Origin of the sequence: Kineococcus gurbantunggutensis (assembly GCF_050871925.1) — a bacterium.
Classification (GTDB): domain Bacteria; phylum Actinomycetota; class Actinomycetes; order Actinomycetales; family Kineococcaceae; genus Kineococcus.
The window spans coordinates 1-15,885 of record NZ_JBJLSG010000113.1; the positions used below are offsets into that span (position 1 = coordinate 1).

General features: G+C 79.1%; 12 protein-coding genes and 1 pseudogene. 6 read left to right on the forward strand and 7 right to left on the reverse strand.

All coding sequences use genetic code 11. From position 1 onward, the window contains the following. Positions 1 to 440 (reverse strand): annotated as a pseudogene (locus tag ACRYR7_RS18055) (flap endonuclease); the annotation flags it as partial. 226 nt (positions 441 to 666) lie between these two features. On the opposite strand from ACRYR7_RS18055, the gene ACRYR7_RS18060 reads away from it, so the two are divergent. From ACRYR7_RS18060 to ACRYR7_RS18075, 4 genes are all read left to right on the forward strand, one after another. Beyond that, positions 667 to 1,545, forward strand: a complete 879-nt coding sequence (locus ACRYR7_RS18060) for an LppX_LprAFG lipoprotein (protein ID WP_432573499.1) — start codon at positions 667 to 669, stop codon at positions 1,543 to 1,545. Between the two features lie 166 nt (positions 1,546 to 1,711). Next, entirely contained in the window at positions 1,712 to 3,307 is a 1,596-nt protein-coding gene (locus tag ACRYR7_RS18065; protein WP_432573508.1) for an amidohydrolase, read from the forward strand. Between the two features lie 422 nt (positions 3,308 to 3,729). Continuing rightward, on the forward strand, positions 3,730 to 5,472 hold the full coding sequence (gene lnt / locus ACRYR7_RS18070; RefSeq protein ID WP_432573500.1) for an apolipoprotein N-acyltransferase: 1,743 nt from the start codon (positions 3,730 to 3,732) through the stop codon (positions 5,470 to 5,472). Then, positions 5,469 to 6,167 (forward strand): FxsA family protein, encoded by a 699-nt coding sequence (locus ACRYR7_RS18075; protein WP_432573501.1) that lies wholly within the window; start codon positions 5,469 to 5,471, stop codon positions 6,165 to 6,167. Before lnt ends, ACRYR7_RS18075 begins: the two co-directional genes overlap by 4 nt. Positions 6,168 to 6,258: 91 nt before the next feature. Here ACRYR7_RS18075 and ACRYR7_RS18080 read toward each other — a convergent pair whose 3' ends face one another. The 6 genes from ACRYR7_RS18080 to ACRYR7_RS18105 all read right to left on the reverse strand — a co-directional run bounded on the left by ACRYR7_RS18080 (position 6,259) and on the right by ACRYR7_RS18105 (position 12,895). Beyond that, the gene (locus tag ACRYR7_RS18080; RefSeq protein WP_432573502.1) at positions 6,259 to 6,606 is read right to left on the reverse strand and encodes an RNA polymerase-binding protein RbpA; all 348 of its coding nucleotides are present in this window, start codon (positions 6,604 to 6,606) and stop codon (positions 6,259 to 6,261) included. A gap of 244 nt (positions 6,607 to 6,850) precedes the next feature. Continuing rightward, on the reverse strand, positions 6,851 to 8,194 hold the full coding sequence (locus ACRYR7_RS18085; RefSeq protein WP_432573509.1) for an MFS transporter: 1,344 nt from the start codon (positions 8,192 to 8,194) through the stop codon (positions 6,851 to 6,853). A gap of 84 nt (positions 8,195 to 8,278) precedes the next feature. After that, the gene (locus tag ACRYR7_RS18090) at positions 8,279 to 9,142 is read right to left on the reverse strand and encodes a glycerophosphodiester phosphodiesterase family protein (protein ID WP_432573503.1); all 864 of its coding nucleotides are present in this window, start codon (positions 9,140 to 9,142) and stop codon (positions 8,279 to 8,281) included. Beyond that, the gene (locus tag ACRYR7_RS18095; protein WP_432573504.1) at positions 9,142 to 10,503 is read right to left on the reverse strand and encodes a D-alanyl-D-alanine carboxypeptidase family protein; all 1,362 of its coding nucleotides are present in this window, start codon (positions 10,501 to 10,503) and stop codon (positions 9,142 to 9,144) included. Before ACRYR7_RS18095 ends, ACRYR7_RS18090 begins: the two co-directional genes overlap by 1 nt. A gap of 206 nt (positions 10,504 to 10,709) precedes the next feature. Next, positions 10,710 to 12,293 carry a SulP family inorganic anion transporter gene (locus tag ACRYR7_RS18100; RefSeq protein WP_432573505.1) on the reverse strand — a complete coding sequence of 528 codons (1,584 nt, stop codon included), beginning with the start codon at positions 12,291 to 12,293 and terminating at the stop codon, positions 10,710 to 10,712. Beyond that, positions 12,290 to 12,895 carry a carbonic anhydrase gene (locus tag ACRYR7_RS18105; protein ID WP_432573506.1) on the reverse strand — a complete coding sequence of 202 codons (606 nt, stop codon included), beginning with the start codon at positions 12,893 to 12,895 and terminating at the stop codon, positions 12,290 to 12,292. The genes ACRYR7_RS18100 and ACRYR7_RS18105 overlap by 4 nt, the downstream gene beginning before the upstream one ends. A 331-nt stretch (positions 12,896 to 13,226) precedes the next feature. Here ACRYR7_RS18105 and ACRYR7_RS18110 point away from each other — a divergent pair, with 331 nt between their 5' ends. Together ACRYR7_RS18110 and ACRYR7_RS18115 are read left to right on the forward strand one after the other, a co-directional pair. Beyond that, on the forward strand, positions 13,227 to 14,513 hold the full coding sequence (locus tag ACRYR7_RS18110; RefSeq protein WP_432573507.1) for a PucR family transcriptional regulator: 1,287 nt from the start codon (positions 13,227 to 13,229) through the stop codon (positions 14,511 to 14,513). Between the two features lie 207 nt (positions 14,514 to 14,720). Beyond that, positions 14,721 to 15,845, forward strand: a complete 1,125-nt coding sequence (locus ACRYR7_RS18115; RefSeq protein ID WP_432573510.1) for a TerC family protein — start codon at positions 14,721 to 14,723, stop codon at positions 15,843 to 15,845. Positions 15,846 to 15,885 lie beyond the last annotated feature (40 nt).

Sequence of the window (15,885 nt, forward strand, 5' to 3'; positions counted from 1 at the left end):
CCATCAGGGGGACCCGGCGCGGGGCCCCGGGCGCCGCCCCCCCCCCCCCCCCCGCCCCCGCCCCCCCCGCCCCCCGCGCCCAGGGCGGCGATGACGTCGTCGGCCTCGAAGCCGGGACAGCCCACCCGCGCGATCCCCAGCGCCGCCAGGACGTCCACGATCACCGGCACCTGCGGCGCCAGCTCCGGCGGGGAGTCCTCGCCGCCGCCGGCGCCCACCCGGTGCGCCTTGTAGGAGGGCAGGGCCGCCACCCGGAACGCCGGGCGCCAGTCCTCGTCCCAGCACGCCACCAGCCGCTCCGGGCGGTGCTCGGCCACCAGCAGCGCCACCGCGTCCAGGAAGCCGCGCACGGCGTTGACGGGCGTGCCGTCCGGCGCGGTCAGCGAGGTCGGCACGCCGTGGAAGGCCCGGTAGTACAGCGACGCGGCGTCCAGGAGCAGCGTCGGCCCGCCGCGCGCGTCGTCGGGGGCCGGGCCGGCGCCGGGGCCGGAGGGGGCGGGGGAGTCGGGCACGCCCGGATCCTGTCACCCCGCTGTGCAGGTCCTCCGGAGGTCTGGGGGGACATCGACGTGCGGGGGACGCGGTCGGCGCCGCCGTGCCGCACCCTGGGAGCAGTGGCCCCGCGCGCACCGGCGCCCGGGGCACGGACCGAGGAGGGGGACCGCAGTGCACACCACCGACAGCACCACCCGCACCGCCCGGCAGGGGCGCCGGCGCCGACTGGCGGTGCTGGCCGGCTCCGGGACGGCGGCGCTCGCGCTCGCGCTGGGCGCCTGCAGCGGCGGCGGTGACGACGCGGCCTCGCGCGCGGCCGTCGCCACGTCCTCGCCGGCGACCGAGCTGACCGCCTTCCAGGTCGTGCAGGCCTCCGCGGACCGCTCCCGCGACGCCGGCACCGCGAAGTTCTCGTTCACCGTGGACGCCGACGCCGCCGGCGAGGGGGCCCTGAACCTCTCCGGCGACGGCGCCTTCGACGCGGCCACCGGCGCGGTGAGCGCGAGCGTGGCGCTGCCGGCGCGGGCTGGTACGAGCGGGCCGGTCGAGCTGCGCCTGGTCGACGGCACAGCCTACGTGTCCGGCGCGCCGCTGACCGGGCCCGGCCAGTGGCTGCGCGCGCCGCTGGACGCGGCGGGCGCGGCCGGGCTGGACACCTCGGCGCTGGACCCCGCGCGCCAGATCGAGCAGCTGCGCGCGGTCGCCGACGACGTGCGCGAGGTGCCCGGCGTCACGGTGCGCGGGGTGGAGACCCGCGGCTACCGGGGCACCATCGACCCGGCGAAGGCGCTGGAGCAGCTGCCGCCGGAGCAGCGCACCCCCGAGGCCGAGCAGGCCGCCGCGGAGGTCGGCAGCGTGCCGTTCACGCTGTACGTCGACGAGGAGGACCGCCCGGCCCGCGTGGTCGTGGACGTCGCGGCCGAGGGCTCGACCGCGACGGTGAGCATGGACTACTACGACTGGGGCAGCGACGTGGACGTGCAGGCCCCGGACCCGGCCACCGTCAGCGAGCTGCCGACGGGGCGGGCGCCGGTGCAGCAGGGCGCCTGAGCCCCCGCCGCGGGCACCGCGGGGCCGGTCGCGAGCGAGCGGCCCCGCGGCGCGCCGGGCACCCGCCGTGCCTAGGCTGCCGCGGGTGGACGCACCCCGACCCGCCGCGCGCCGGCTCTACCGCGGCGGTGCCGTGTACAGCCCCGCCGACCCGTTCGCCACGGCGATGCTCGTCGAGGGCGGCACCGTGGCGTGGATCGGCCCGGACGAGGCCGCGTCCGCCTGGACGCGCGGCGACGAGGAGGTCGTCGACCTCGACGGCGCCCTGGTGGCGCCCGCCTTCGTCGACGCGCACGCGCACCTGACGGAGACGGGGCTGCGGGCCACCGGCCTGGACGTCTCCGGCGCGCGCAGCGCCCGCGAGGTCCTCGACGCGGTCTCCGCCGCCGCGCGCACCGGCGTGCCCGGCGACCTGGTCGTCGGCGCCGGGTGGGACGAGACGCGCTGGGCGGAGCGGGCGGTGCCCACCCGCGCCGAGCTGGACGCCGCCGCCGGCGGCGCCCCGGTGCACCTGAGCCGGGTCGACGGCCACAGCGCCCTGGTCTCCACGGCGCTGGCCGAGCGCGCTGGCCTGGCCGGGCTGGCCGGCTGGCACGAGGACGGCCAGGTGCACGACCGGGCCCACCGCGCGGCGCTGGAGGCCCGCTGGGCGGTGCTGGGCCCCGACGCCGCGCGGGCGGCGCGGCGCGCGGCGCTGCGCCGGGCGGCCGCCGCGGGCGTGGGCGCGGTGCACGAGATGTCCGGCCCGGCGCTGGCCCCGCCGGGCGACCTGGCGGGACTGGCGGCGCTGGCCGGCGTCGGCACGGCCGCCGAGCGCGCCGAGGGCCGCGAGCCGCTGCCGGAGGTGGTGCCCTACCTGGCGCTGGCGTGCACGTCGGCGGAGCAGGTGCGCGAGGTGGTGGACGCCTGCGCCCGCGAGGGCGTGCACCTGGCCGGGGTCGGCGGCGACCTGGCGGTGGACGGCGCCCTGGGCTCGCGCACCGCGGCCCTGCGCGAGGACTACGCCGACGCGCCCGGCCGGCGCGGCACCCTGCACCTGGACGCGGCCGCGGTGCGCGAGCACCTGCGCGCCTGCACGCGCGCCGGCGTGCAGGCCGCCTTCCACGCCATCGGCGACGCGGCCCTGGACGTGCTCGCCGACGCGCTGGAGCAGGTCGCCGACGAGCTGGGGGCCGCGGCCGTCGCCGCGCGCGGGCACCGGGTGGAGCACGCGGTGGCCGCCGACGAGCGCGTCGTGGCCGTGCTGGCCCGCCTGGGCGTGGGCGTGTCCGCGCAGCCGGCCTTCGACGCGCTCTGGGGCGGCCCGGGGGGCACGTACGAGCAGCGGCTGGGGGCGGCGAGGGCCGCGGGCCTGCACCCCCTGGCCCGCCTCGCCGCGGCCGGGGTGCCGCTGGCGCTGGGCTCGGACACCCCGGTGACGCCGCTGGACCCGTGGGCGGCGGTGCGGGCGGCGGCCTTCCCGCACCGCGAGGAGCACGCGGTCTCGGTGCGCGCGGCGTTCCTGGCGCACACCCGCGGCGGGCACCGCCTGGCCGGGCGCGGGCACCCGGGGGTGCTGCGCCCGGGGGCGCCGGCGTCGTACGCGGTGTGGGAGGCCGGCGACCTGGTGGTGCAGGCCCCCGACCGTCGCCTGTCCGGCTGGAGCACCGACGCGCGCTCCGGCACGCCGGGGCTGCCGGACCTCTCGCCCGGGGCGGGCGCCCCGCGCTGCCTGCGCACGGCCGTGGACGGGGTCCTGGTGCACGACGAGCTCACCGGCTGAGGCGCCGCCGGCCGCGACACGCCGACGACACGCCCGCGACACGCCGACGACACGCCCGCGACACGCCGACGACACGCCCGCGACACGCCGGTGAGCGGGGGCGCGAGCGCGCCGGGGCCGGCTCCGTGACCAGCGCCGACGCGCGTCGGCGCAGGTCACCGGCCGGTTGACAGCCCGTCGTGGCCGAGTAGCTTCGACGGGGAGCCCACCACGGGGAAGCCGGCCGGTCGCCCTCCTCCCGCCGTCGCAGCCGCACCACCTGCGGCGACGGGCGCCGACCACCGGCCGGAGTGGGCTGGGTCGGGTCCGCGCGTCCTTAGACAACGGCGTGCACCTCGTAGCCGACGGGGCGCACGACGGCCCGAGGGGTGCGACGGACCCGACCTGTCTCTCCACCCCGGCCCCTCGCGTACCCTCGAGCGGTGCGCCACGACCCGCCCCCCGCCCCGCCGGCCCCGCCGCGCGCGGCGTCGACGGTGCTGGCCCTGGGCGGCGGCGTGGCCACGTGGGCCGCGTTCCCCGGGGCCCTGCGGCCGGACGGGCTGTGGTGGCTGGCCCCGCTGGGGGTGGCGCTGCTGGCGCTGGCCACCGGCGGCGTGCGCGCCCGCCGCGGCGCGCTGGCCGGGCTGCTCTTCGGGTGGGCCTTCCTCGTGCCGCACCTGGCGTGGAGCGGCACCTACGTGGGCCTGCTGCCCTGGTTCGCGCTGGCGACCGTCTGCGCGCTCTTCTACGCCGTCCTGGGCGCGCTGCTGCCGCGCCTGCAGCGCGCCCGCCTGCGCCTGGGGGTGCCGGCGGTGGCGTGCGGGTGGGTGGCCGTGGAGGCCGCGCGCGCCCGGTTCCCCTTCGAGGGCTTCCCCTGGGGGCGGCTGGCCTTCTCCCAGGCCGACGGGCCCACCGCGGCGCTGGCGTCGCTGGGCAGCACCGCGGCGGTGACCTTCGCGGTGGCGCTGGGCGGGGCCCTGCTGGCCGCCGCCGCCCGGGCGCTGCTGCGCCTGCCCGCCCCGGCGGGCGCGCCGCGGGGCGCGCGGCGCGCGCTGCCTGCCGCGGGGGCCGTGCTGGCGGCCGGCGCGGTGCTCGGCGCCGGGGCGCTGGTGCCCCGCCCGACCGCCGCCGAGGACGGCGCGCTGCGGGTGGCGGCGGTGCAGGGCAACACGCCCACCGCCGGCCTGGACTTCAACGCCGAGCGGCGGGCGGTGCTGGACAACCACGCGCGCGCCACCGCCGCGCTGGCCGCGCAGGTCGGCTCCGGCGCCGTCCCGCGCCCGGACGTGGTGCTGTGGCCGGAGAACTCCAGCGACATCGACCCCTACGGCAACCCCGACGCCGCGCGCGTCATCGAGGACGCGGTGCGCGGCGTGGACGCCCCGGTCCTGGTCGGCTCCGTGCTGGAGGGCCCGGGCCGCTACGTCTCCAACACCGGCCTGCTGGTGACCCCGGCCGACGGCCTGGAGGGCGCCCGGCAGGAGGGCCGGCACTACGTCAAGCAGCGCCCGGCCCCGTTCGGGGAGTACATGCCGTACCGCTCCTTCTTCCGCCGCTTCAGCGACAAGGTCGACCTCGTCAGCCGCGACTTCGTGCACGGCGACGCGGTGGGGCTGCTGCGGGTGCCCCTGGCCGGCGGCGGGCAGGCGCGCCTGGGCGACGTCATCTGCTTCGAGGTCGCCTTCGACGACACGGTGCGCGGGGCGGTGCGCGCCGGGGCGCAGTTCCTGGTCGTCCAGACGAACAACGCCACCTTCGGCTACTCCGACGAGGCCGTGCAGCAGCTGGCGATGTCGCGCCTGCGGGCGGTGGAGTCCGGGCGCGCGGTGGTGCAGATCTCCACGGTGGGCGTCAGCGCCCTGATCACCCCGGACGGCGCCGCGCACGACGAGACGTCGCTGTTCACCACCGCGGTGCTGCAGGGCGAGGTGCCCCTGCGCTCGACGACGACCCTGTCCACGCGGCTGGGGCAGGCGCCGGAGCTGGCGCTGAGCACGGCGGCGGTGCTGCTGCTGCTGACCGCCCGCCGCGGGCCGCGGCGCACCGGCCCGGCGCGCTCGCGCGGCCGGCGCCGCGGCGGTGCCCCCGGCACCGGCGGGCCCGGCGGTGGTGCGCCCGATGACGGCGGGCCCGGCGGCGGTGCGGCCGGCCGGCGCGACCCGGCCAGCCCGGTGGCGCTGTGAGCCTGCCGCTGGGGCCCGGCCCGGGCGGGGCGGCGCGGGGTGCGCGGCCGGTGCGCCGGGTGCGGCCCTCGCGCGCGCTGGCGGTGCTGCTGGCGCTGGCCGCGCTGCTGGCGCTGGAGGTGTGGCTGCTGGCGCAGCTGGCGCACGTCGTGGGCTCGGCCGGGGTGCTGGCGCTGCTGCTGGTGGAGACCCTCGCCGGCGTGCTGGTGCTGCGCCGCGCCGGCCGGCGGGCGCTGGCCGCGCTGCGGGCGGCCGGGCCGCTGTCCGGTGCGGGCCCCGCGGCGCGGACCGGGGCGGCCGGGCCCGAGCGCGTGGGGGACGCGCTGCTGGTGGGGGTCGGGGGAGCGCTGCTGGTGCTGCCGGGGCTGCTCACCGACCTGGTGGCGCTGCTGTGCCTGCTGCCGCCCTCGCGCGCGCTGCTGCGGCGGCTGGGGGCCCGGCTGCTGCGCTCGCGGGTGCGGCGGGCGCTGCGCCGGGCGGGCCTGGACCCGAACGGGCCGCTGGGCGCCCACCTGGGCGCGCGCGGCGCCGGCGGCGCGGGGCGGGTGGTGGACGGGGAGGTCGTCGACGACGTGCTCGACGGCGAGGTCCTGGACGACACCTCCCCCGCGGGTGGTCCCGGCGCGGCGGGCGGTGCGCCGCGGGCGCTGGGCCCGGCGGCGGACCCCCGGCGCCGGCGGGGGTGGCGGCGCTGAGCGCCACCACGCGCGAGGGCCGGCCCACCCGTGCGGGTGGACCGGCCCCGGGTGCCGGGGACCGGGGCCGTTGGGCGGCCCCGTGCCCGGGTCAGGCGCTGCGCTTGATGAGCGCCCGGCTGCGCAGCAGCTCGAGCCGCTCGTCGAGCAGCACCTCCAGCTCGGCGACCGTGCGCCGCTCCAGGAGCATGTCCCAGTGCGTGCGCGCGGGCTTGCCGGCCTTCTTCTCCGGTGCGTCGGTGTCGGCGCGCAGCGCCTCCGCCCCGCAGCGGCACTCCCACAGCGCGGGCACGTCGGCTTCCAGCGACATGGGCACCACGGTGGTGTGTCCGTTGGGGCAGTGGTACGTGATCTGCTGGCGCTCGGCCAGCTCGACGCCCGACTCGCTCTCCAGGCTCGCGGCCCCGAGGCGGGACCCTCGAAGGTTGCGCTCGCTCATGTGACCTCCCCACGTACGGTTCCCTGCCCTCCCGCGGACCCGGGGGGAAGGGGACTCGCCTGGTAGAACGCGCCCGGACCGGCCCCTGTTCCGCGCGTGTCGCGGCGAACGTGTGGAGGTCGTGTGCGCAGCGGAGTGAGAGAGTCGCTCTGCGTAGCCGATCAGTGGCGCGCGGTGTCCCCCCGGCGGGGGCCACGCTCCCCGCGGTCACCGCCCCGCGGTCGCCGTGCCGGGCGCGCCGCGCTCAGACCTGACCGGCGTCGCGCGCGCCGGCGGCCGCGTCCACCCGGGCCAGCAGCACCGCGCCGACGACGAAGAAGGCCAGCAGCGCCACCAGCGCGGGCCGGTACGAGCCGGTCAGCTGCGCCACCAGCCCGAAGACCAGGGTGCCCAGCCAGCTCGTGCCGCGCTCACCGGCCTGGTACAGCCCGAAGTACTCCGCCTCGGCCCCGACGGGCACCAGGCGGCTGAACATCGAGCGCGCCAGCGCCTGCGTGCCGCCCAGCACCAGCCCGATGAGCACCGCCAGCGCCAGCCACGCGCCGAACGCCCCGCGCGGCACGGCGAACGCGGCCAGCACCACCACGCTCCACAGCCCCAGCCCGCCGAGCACGGTGCGCTGGGCGCCGAAGCGCCGCGCCAGGCGGCCGAAGACCAGCGCCCCGCCGAAGGCGACGCCCTGCACGAGCAGCACCGTGGTGATCAGCTGCGCCGGGCCGAAGCCGAGCTCCTCCTGCCCGTAGACGCTCGCCGCGGCCACCACCGTCTGGATGCCGTCGTTGAAGACGAGGTAGGCCAGCAGGAACCGCAGCGCCTGCGGGTAGCGGCGCAGCCCGCCCAGCGTGCGCACCAGCCGGCGCAGCGGCGCCAGCGGACCGCGCCCGTCGCCCGCCGGCCCCGCCGGGACCGCGCGCGCCGGCAGGTGCCGCAGGCCCAGCACGGGCACGAGGGTGAACACCCCCCACCACAGGCCCGCCGAGGCCAGCGAGACGCGCACCGCGCCCTCGTCGTCCAGGCCCAGGGCGGCGGGGGAGGAGACCACCGCCAGGTTCAGCGCCAGCAGCAGGAAGCCGGCCAGGTACCCCGCGGCCCAGCCGCGCGAGGAGACCGCGTCCCGCTCCGCCGGGGCGGCCACGTCGCACAGCAGCGCGTCGTTGACGACGCTGGAGGTGGTCAGCGACACGGTCGCCACCACCGCCAGCAGCACCCCCAGCTCCCAGCGGTCCCCGCCCAGGGCCACCATCGCGGTGGCGGCCGCGGCGCCGGGCCAGGCGAAGGCGCCGAGCAGGCGGTGCCGGCGCCGGGCGCGGTCGGCCAGCGCGCCGGCGAACGGCAGCAGCAGCGCCGACAGCAGCGTGGCCAGCGTCGTGGCGTACAGCGCCAGCGAGCCGGGGGCCACCTGCACCCCGAGCACCGACAGGGTGCGGGTGCACCCCTCGGTGACCGGCCCGCACGCCGCCCGCCGCGCCAGCACCGTCAGGTAGGGCGCGAACAGCACCGTCTGGGTCGTGGTGACGTACGCGGAGTTCGCCCAGTCGTACACGTACCAGCTGCGCCGGGCGCGCAGCAGCCCCGGCGGGAGCGCCACCGGGCCGGTGGGCGGCCCGGCCGGCGGGTCGGCCGGGCGCGCCGGGGAGGTCACGCGCGCCCCCGCGGCGCCCTCACGGCCGCCTCACGCGCCCACCCACTGCCCGCGCGCCCGCAGCACCCCGCGCAGCAGGTCGGCCCGGTCGGTGATGATCCCGTCCACGCCCAGGTCGAGCAGGGCGTGCACCTGGACGGGCTCGTCCACGGTCCACACGTGCACCTGCGCGCCGGCGCGGTGCACCGCGTCCACGAACCCCTGCGAGACGACGCCGAGGTCGCCGTGGCGCACCGGCACCTGCACCGCGTCGACCCCGCCCGCGCCGCCGCACGCGCCCAGCGCGGCGCGCACCAGCGCGGGCGCGCCCAGGCGCACCCCCAGCAGCGCCGCCGCGGTGCGCGGCAGGCTCGCCGAGGTCGCCGGCGCCCTCCCGCCCGGGCCGGTGCCCGCCGCGGCCAGCGCCGCCCGGCGCCGCCGCTCGCCGAAGGAGGTCAGCAGCACCCGGCCGTGCGCGCCGGTGCGGCTCAGCACCCCGCCGATCCCGGCCAGCGCCGCGGCGCTCTTGACGTCGACGTTGAAGCGCGCCGCGGGGAAGGAGCCCAGGACGTCCTCCAGCAGCGGCACCCCGCCGCCCGGGCCGGCGGCCTCGCCGACGCGGGCGGCGCGCACCACCGACCACGGCAGGTCCGCCAGCCGGCCGGAGACGTCGCTGACGCGGTCCAGCCGCTCGTCGTGGAAGGCCACGAGCCGGCCGTCGGCGGTGGCGCGCACGTCCGTCTCCAGGTAGCGGTAGCCCAGCCGCACGGCCGCCTCGAAGGCGTCCAGGGTGTTCTCGCGACCGTCGAGGGAGAAGCCGCGGTGCGCGACGGCCAGCGGGCCGGGGTGCTCGCAGAACGGGTGCCGCGCCGGCGGTCGCGGCACCGCCGCGCGCGCCGGCGCGGGGGCGGCCATCAGCCGGAGTACTCCCAGTGCCACGGCTCGAACTGGCCGCTGCGGTTCTGCGCCCACGCGGGGTTGATCCACCCGTACAGGGCCCCGTTGCGGTCCATCCAGGTGTGCTCGGCGGACGTGGCGTTCTGGACGCCGCCGCCGAGGTCCACGGCGATGCCCAGGCCGTGCCGGCTGGTGCCCGGCCGCGCGGCCAGGCCCGGCTTGCGGGCGGCGACGTCGATCTGCCCGGCCAGCGAGCGGTAGGAGTCGGTCACCGAGATCGGCTTGCCGAACTCCGCGGCGAACGCCTCGCTGAGCCGGTTGAACGCCTCGGCCGCGTCCGCGCGCAGCACGTGGCCGGAGGCGCCCCACAGCGGGCACAGCGCCGAGCGCGGGATGGTGCCGTTGGCGTACCCGGCGGTGGGGGCGCCCGTGCACTCGCCCACCGGGCCGGTCACCCCGCCGGACACGCTCGTCGAGCCCGCGGCGGCCGCGGCGGCGGCAGCGGCCGCGGCGTCCGCGATCTGCTTGGCGGTGGCCAGGTTCGCCGCGCGCTGCTCGGCGCTCAGGGCGCTGCCGCTGGTGCGCGCCTGCAGGTCGGCCAGCTCGGCGACCTGGGTGCGCTGCTGCTCCACCAGCGCGTCGGCCTGCTGCTTGGCCGCCACGGCCAGGTCCGCCTGGGTGCGCGCCTCCACCGCGGCCTGCTCGGCGCGGGCGGTGGCGTCGGCCTGCACGCGCTGCGCCTCCTGGTAGGCGCTCACCGCGCTGCTGCGCCCGTCGCCGATGCGCTTGACCGACGCCAGCGCGCTGGCGGTCTCGTCCGTGGGGCCCTGCTGCAGGACGGTCACCAGGCTGGAGTACTGCTGCAGCGAGCCGCCGCCGCGGTAGGCCTGCGAGGCCCACTGGCCCAGGTCCTTCTTGCCCTCGGCCAGGGTGGCCTCGGCCTCCACCAGCCGCTGGCGCTGCGCGGCCTCCTCGGCCTCGGCGGCGGCCTTGGCCTCCATGGCGGTCTGGTAGCGCTCCAGCGCGGCGCTGGCCTGCGCGGCCAGCGCGTCCAGCGCCGCCTGCGCGCCCGTCAGCTGCTGCAGCGCGGCCGCGGCGGCCGCGCGGGTGGCCTCCGCCTCGCGCCGGGCCTGCTCCAGCTCCTCGGCGGTGGGCGCCGGCGCGGCGCTCACCGCGGCGCCCAGGCCCACGGGCACGACCGTGGCCGCCGACGCCGCCGGGGCGCCGCCCAGCCCCAGGCAGCCGGCGCCCAGCGCCGCGAACGCCAGCAGCGCCGCCGGCCGGCGCGCCGGCGCGCTCGCGGCCCGCCGGGGGGTGCGCCCGCGGGCGCCGTCGGCGTCGGGGCGGGCGGCGGCAGCGGCACGGCGGGGGAGCAGCACGATCGGCACGTCCAGAGCGGTCGGGGGCGCGAGCCCGGGGGTGGTGACGACGGGGTCCGGGTGGTGTGGAGGAGCGGTGCGGGCCCCGTCCGGCGGTGAGACTACCTCCCGCCACGTCGGCACCCCGAACGCCGGCACGTAGCTGTGGGCGGGGGCTGTGACGCGCCTCACACGCCCGGACCCCTCCCGCGGCCCCCGCACCCGGCTCACCCGTGGTGCACCCGCACCTGCTCGCCGCGGGCGCCGCGCTGCTCCACGAAGCTGTCCAGCGCCTCCCGGCAGGCGCGGTCCAGCCGCTCCGGCGCGGGCACGTGCACGTGCACCGGGCGCCCCGCGGGCACCGAGTCCAGCGCGTCCGCCAGCTGCGGCAGCCGCACGAACGTCGCCGAGCCCTCCACGTGCAGGTGCACGTCCTCGCCGTCCTCGCGCACGTGCGCGCGCAGGCTGCTGGCCTGCACCGCGGCCTTCACCAGCGCCAGCACCAGGCCGATCGCCACGCCCTCCAGCAGGTTCAGCGCCAGCACCCCGGCCACGGTGGCCGCCGTGATGAGCACCTCGCTGCGCGAGGAGCGCCACAGCCGCCGCACGGGCACGCCGGCCACCAGCTTCCAGCCCGCCTGCACCAGCACCGCCGCCAGCGCGGCCATCGGCACCCACCCCAGCACCGCCGGCGCGGCGAGCGCGAACAGCGCCAGCCACACCCCGTGCAGCACCCCGGAGGCCCGCGTGCGCGCCCCGGCGCCCACGTTGGCGGAGCTGCGCACGATCACGGCGGTCATGGGCAGCGCGCCCAGCAGCCCGCACACGCCGTTGCCCACGCCCTGCGCGACGAGCTCCTTGTCGTACTGAGTGCGCGGGCCCGTGTGCATCCGGTCGATCGCGGCCGCGGAGAACATCGACTCCGCGCTGGCGATCAGCGCCACCGTCAGGGCCGCGCCCAGCACCGCCAGCGGCTCCAGGCCCGCCAGCGCCGCCGGCGTCAGCGGTGCCACCACCTCCAGCAGCGGCTCCACCCGCACCCGGTCCACGTCCAGCCCGGCCGCGGCCGCGACCAGCGAGGCCACCAGCACGGCCACCAGCGGCGCCGGCACGACCCGCAGCCGCGCCGGCGCGCGCCGCCACAGCCGCAGCACCAGCAGCGAGCCCACCCCGACCGCCAGCGCCGCCAGCGCCGCCGGGTCCGCGGGCAGGGACGCCAGCGCCGACGGCAGGCCGGCCAGGTTCTCCAGCGGCCCGCCCTGCTGGGGGCGGTCCGCCAGCAGGTACAGCTGGCCCAGCACCAGCGTCAGCCCGATCCCGGCCAGCATCCCCTGCACCACAGCCGTGGAGACCGCGCGGAACCACCGGCCCAGCCGGGCCAGGCCCAGGGCCACCTGCAGCAGCCCGGCCAGCAGCACCACCGCGCCCAGAGCCCGCAGGCCCTGCGAGCCCACGATGTCGGCCACCAGCACCGTCAGGCCCGCCGCCGGGCCGGACACCTGCAGGGAGCTGCCCGGCAGCGCCCCCACGAGCACCCCGCCGACGATGCCGGTGACCAGGCCCAGCTCCACCGGGACCCCGGAGGCCACGGCGACGCCCGCGCACAGCGGCAGCGCCACCAGGAACACCACGACCGAGGCGCGCACGTCCGCCGCCGCGTGCGGGCGCCACGTCCGCCACCGCGCCCCGGGGCCGCCGCCGGCCGGCGACCCGGGCGCACCCGCGGCGCCGCCGGTGCCCGCGCGCTGCGCCGGCACCGCCTCCCCGCCCGCGCCGCCCGCCGCGCCGCCGTCCCGCGAGCCGGCGCTCACAGCGCCACGAACCCCTCGTGACCGGCGCCGGCCGCCGGGTCGTGCCGCAGCACCCGCCCGCGCGTCAGGTCCAGGAACCACGCGTGCACCCGCACCCCCTCGTCCACCACGGGGTGCGTGGCCAGCGCCGCCACCTGGTGCAGGACGTGCTCCTGCACGGCCACCGCCAGCGGTGGCGCCCCCGACTCCCGCTCGGGGGTGTCGTCGTCGCGCGGCACCGGCAGCGGGGCCAGCCACGCGCCCACCTCCGGGACCTCCACCGCGGGCACGTCCCGCCCGACCAGGGCGCCCACCGCGCCGCAGCCGGAGTGGCCCATCACCACCACGTCGCGGATGCCCAGCACCCGCACGGCGTACTCCAGCGTCGCCTGCTCCGCGCCGGCCCGGCCGGGCACGTGCGGCGGCACCACCGCCCCGGCGTTGCGCAGCTCGAACACGCGCCCGGGCCCGGCGTCCAGCACCGCCGCGGGCACCACGCGCGAGTCCGAGCACGTCACCAGCAGCACCTCCGGCTCCTGGGGGGCCGACAGGCGCGCCCAGCGCTGGGGGTCGGCGCTGACGGTCTCGGGGAAGCGACGGGCGGCGGTCATCAGGTCGTGCACGGCAGGCTCCTCGGGGCGTCGGGGTCCGCGCCGGGCGCGGACCCTCGTGTCGGGCGTCTCGGGTCGTCGTCGTGGTCCGTCGGTCCGCCTCCAGCCCCACCGGCGGCCGTGAGACCGCGGTGAGACCTCGGTGAGAGGACGCTCATCACTCGGGGTCACTGGTGGTGACCGAGTGCTGTGATCTCCCCGACGCCCGGCGCGCCCGGGGGGTTCCCCCGAAAGGGGGACACGTGGCCCACCTCACACGCGCCGCCCGGCGCACCCCGGCCCACCCCGGCGCCCGCCGCGCCGCCCGGACCGGCGCCCGGCGCGCGCCTGGCACAGTGGCCCCGTGCCCGCCCACCCCGCTGCCGACCACCGGCAACCGGGTGCGCCGCCCCCCGCCGACGCCCCGCCCGCCGACGCCCTCGCCGCCGTCGCGCGCGCCGCCGCCGCCGACGCCGGCGGCCTGGACCCCGACCTGCTCGGCGACTTCCTCGACGCCGTCTGGGCCGCCGTCCTCGACCGCCGCCGCCTGCCCGCGCAGCGCATCGACCGCTACCGCCTCGTCGGCGAGCGCGCCGCCGGCGCCGGCGTGGCCCTGCGCGCCCTGCTCGACCTGTACCTGTCCGCGGCCTGGCGCCTGTGGCGCCTGCTGCCCCCCGTCGCCGCCGCCACCGCACCCGCCGCACCCACCCGGCCCGGCGGCCCCGACGGGCCCGGCGGGTCCGGCGCGGCGGTGCGCGCGGTGGACGCCGCCGCCCTCGTCGACGCCGGCGAGGTGCTGCTGCGCGCCTCCGACGACGCCGTGGCCGCGCTGACCGAGGGCTACCAGGTCGCCCGCCGCCAGCTGGTGCGCCGCGAGGAGTCCGCCCGCCGGGAGTTCGTCGACGACCTGCTCACCGGCACCTCCGACGTGCCCGGCCTGGTGCGCCGCGCCCAGCGCTACGGGCTGGACCTGGCCGCGCCGCACACCGTGACGGTGGTGCGCGCCGCGGAGGCCTACACCGAGGCCTCCGCCCTCATCGCCACCCTGGAGCGCCGCCTGCAGGGCGCCGCCGCCGACGCCGACGCCCTCGTGGCCACCAAGGACGGCGCCGTCGTCGTCGTCTCCGCCGCCCCCGACCGCGAGGCGGTGCGCGAGGTCCTGGACACGGTGCGCGCCGTGCTCGGCCCGCCCGCCCGCACGGGCTGGCGCGCCGGCGTGGGGCGCCCGGGCACCGGCGCCGGCGCGGTGGTGCAGTCCTACGAGCAGGCCCGCCGGGCGCTGGAGCTGGCCCGCCGCCTGGACTGGCGCGACCCGGTCGCCGACACCGCCGACCTCGTTGTGCACGAGGTGCTGCTGCGCGACCGCACCGCCGCCCGCGACCTGGTGCGCACCCTGCTGGAGCCGCTGCGCGGGGTGCGCGGGGGACCGGAGCCGTACCTGCGCACCGTGGAGGCCTACCTGGAGGCCGGCGGCAACGCCACGGGGGCCGCGCGCCGCCTGCACCTGTCCGTGCGGGCGGTGACGTACCGCCTGGCGCGCCTGCGCGACCTCACCGGCGCCGACCCCGCCGAGGCCTCGGGCCGCTTCGCCCTGCAGGCCGCCGTGCTGGCCGCGCGCGCCCTGGGCTGGCCGGACGACGCGGAGGAGTGAGCCGCTCCCCCCGCCGTTGCCGGGGTCCGGCAACGAAGAGGGGGAGAGGTCGTCCGCCTCTCGACGCGGCTCAGCACGCTCGCGGGCCGCACGATGGAGGGGAGGAGCGACGTCCGTCGTCTCCGACGAACAGGGAGGTGAGCAGTGGACCTGAACCTCGACGTCCCCGTGTGGGCCTGGGTGGCGTTCGCCGCGATCGTCGTCGTCATGCTCCTGGTGGACCTGCTGGGCCACCGCGGCGCGCACGTCATCAGCTTCAAGGAAGCGGGGATCTGGAGCGGGATCTGGGTCGCCATCGCGCTGGTCTTCGGCGCGGTCATCTTCATCGCCTACGGCGCCGAGGCCGGCACCGCGTACACGACGGCCTGGTTGCTCGAGAAGAGCCTGTCCGTCGACAACCTCTTCGTCTTCGCGCTGATCTTCGGGTACTTCAAGGTCCCGCGCGAGTACCAGCACCGCGTGCTGTTCTTCGGCGTCTTCGGCGCCCTGGTCTTCCGCGGCATCTTCCTGGCCCTGGGCGTGGCCGTGGTCGAGCGCTTCACCGCGATCCTGTTCGTCTTCGGCGCGATCCTGCTGTGGTCGGCCTGGAAGATGCTCAAGGACGAGAGCGCGGACATGGACCCCTCGCAGAACTTCGGGGTCCGCCTGCTCAAGCGCTTCGTGCCCATGAAGGACGAGCTGCACGGGCAGAAGTTCTTCGTCAAGGAGGCCGGCAAGCGCTACGGCACCCCGCTGCTGGCGGTCGTGGCCGCCATCGAGGCCGCCGACCTGCTCTTCGCCGTCGACAGCGTCCCGGCCGTCCTGGCCGTCACCAGCGACCCGTTCATCGTGTACTCCTCGAACGCCTTCGCGATCCTGGGCCTGCGCGCCCTGTACTTCCTGCTCTCGGGCTTGCTGGAGCGCTTCCACCTGCTGTCCAAGGCGCTGGCGTTCATCCTGGCCTTCATCGGCGTGAAGCTGTTCTTCCAGGCCGGCCACGAGGTCATCAGCCCGGCGATCCCGCACATCCCGACGTACGTCAGCCTCGGGGTGATCATCGTGTCGCTGACGCTGGCGATCGTGCTGAGCCTGCGCAAGCCGGCCCCCGAGGGGCACGGCCACGACGGCCACGACGGCTACGACGGGCACGACGGGCACGACGGGCACGACGGGCACGGCGACCGTGGCCCGGCCGGTGCGGCCGGCGACGCGGCCCTGCCGCCCGCCCACCCCGGCGAGCGCGCCGACGACGCCCGCGACGACGTCCACGGCGACGTCCACGGCGACGTCCACGGCGACGCGCACGGCGGGGGCGGCGCCCGGCGCGCCCGCGCCGGCGAGCGCGAGCGCTGACGGACCGCACCCCGCCGCGGCGCCGGCACCGGGACCCCTG

Excerpts from the sequence above, each read along its gene's own strand:
- ACRYR7_RS18090 (WP_432573503.1), bottom strand. The coding sequence starts at position 9,142 with ATGGCCGCCCCCGCGCCGGCGCGCGCGGCGGTGCCGCGACCGCCGGCG.
- ACRYR7_RS18115 (WP_432573510.1), top strand. The coding sequence starts at position 14,721 with ATGCTCCTGGTGGACCTGCTGGGCCACCGCGGCGCGCACGTCATCAGC.
- ACRYR7_RS18065 (WP_432573508.1), top strand. The coding sequence starts at position 1,712 with ATGCTCGTCGAGGGCGGCACCGTGGCGTGGATCGGCCCGGACGAGGCC.
- ACRYR7_RS18080 (WP_432573502.1), bottom strand. The coding sequence starts at position 6,606 with ATGAGCGAGCGCAACCTTCGAGGGTCCCGCCTCGGGGCCGCGAGCCTG.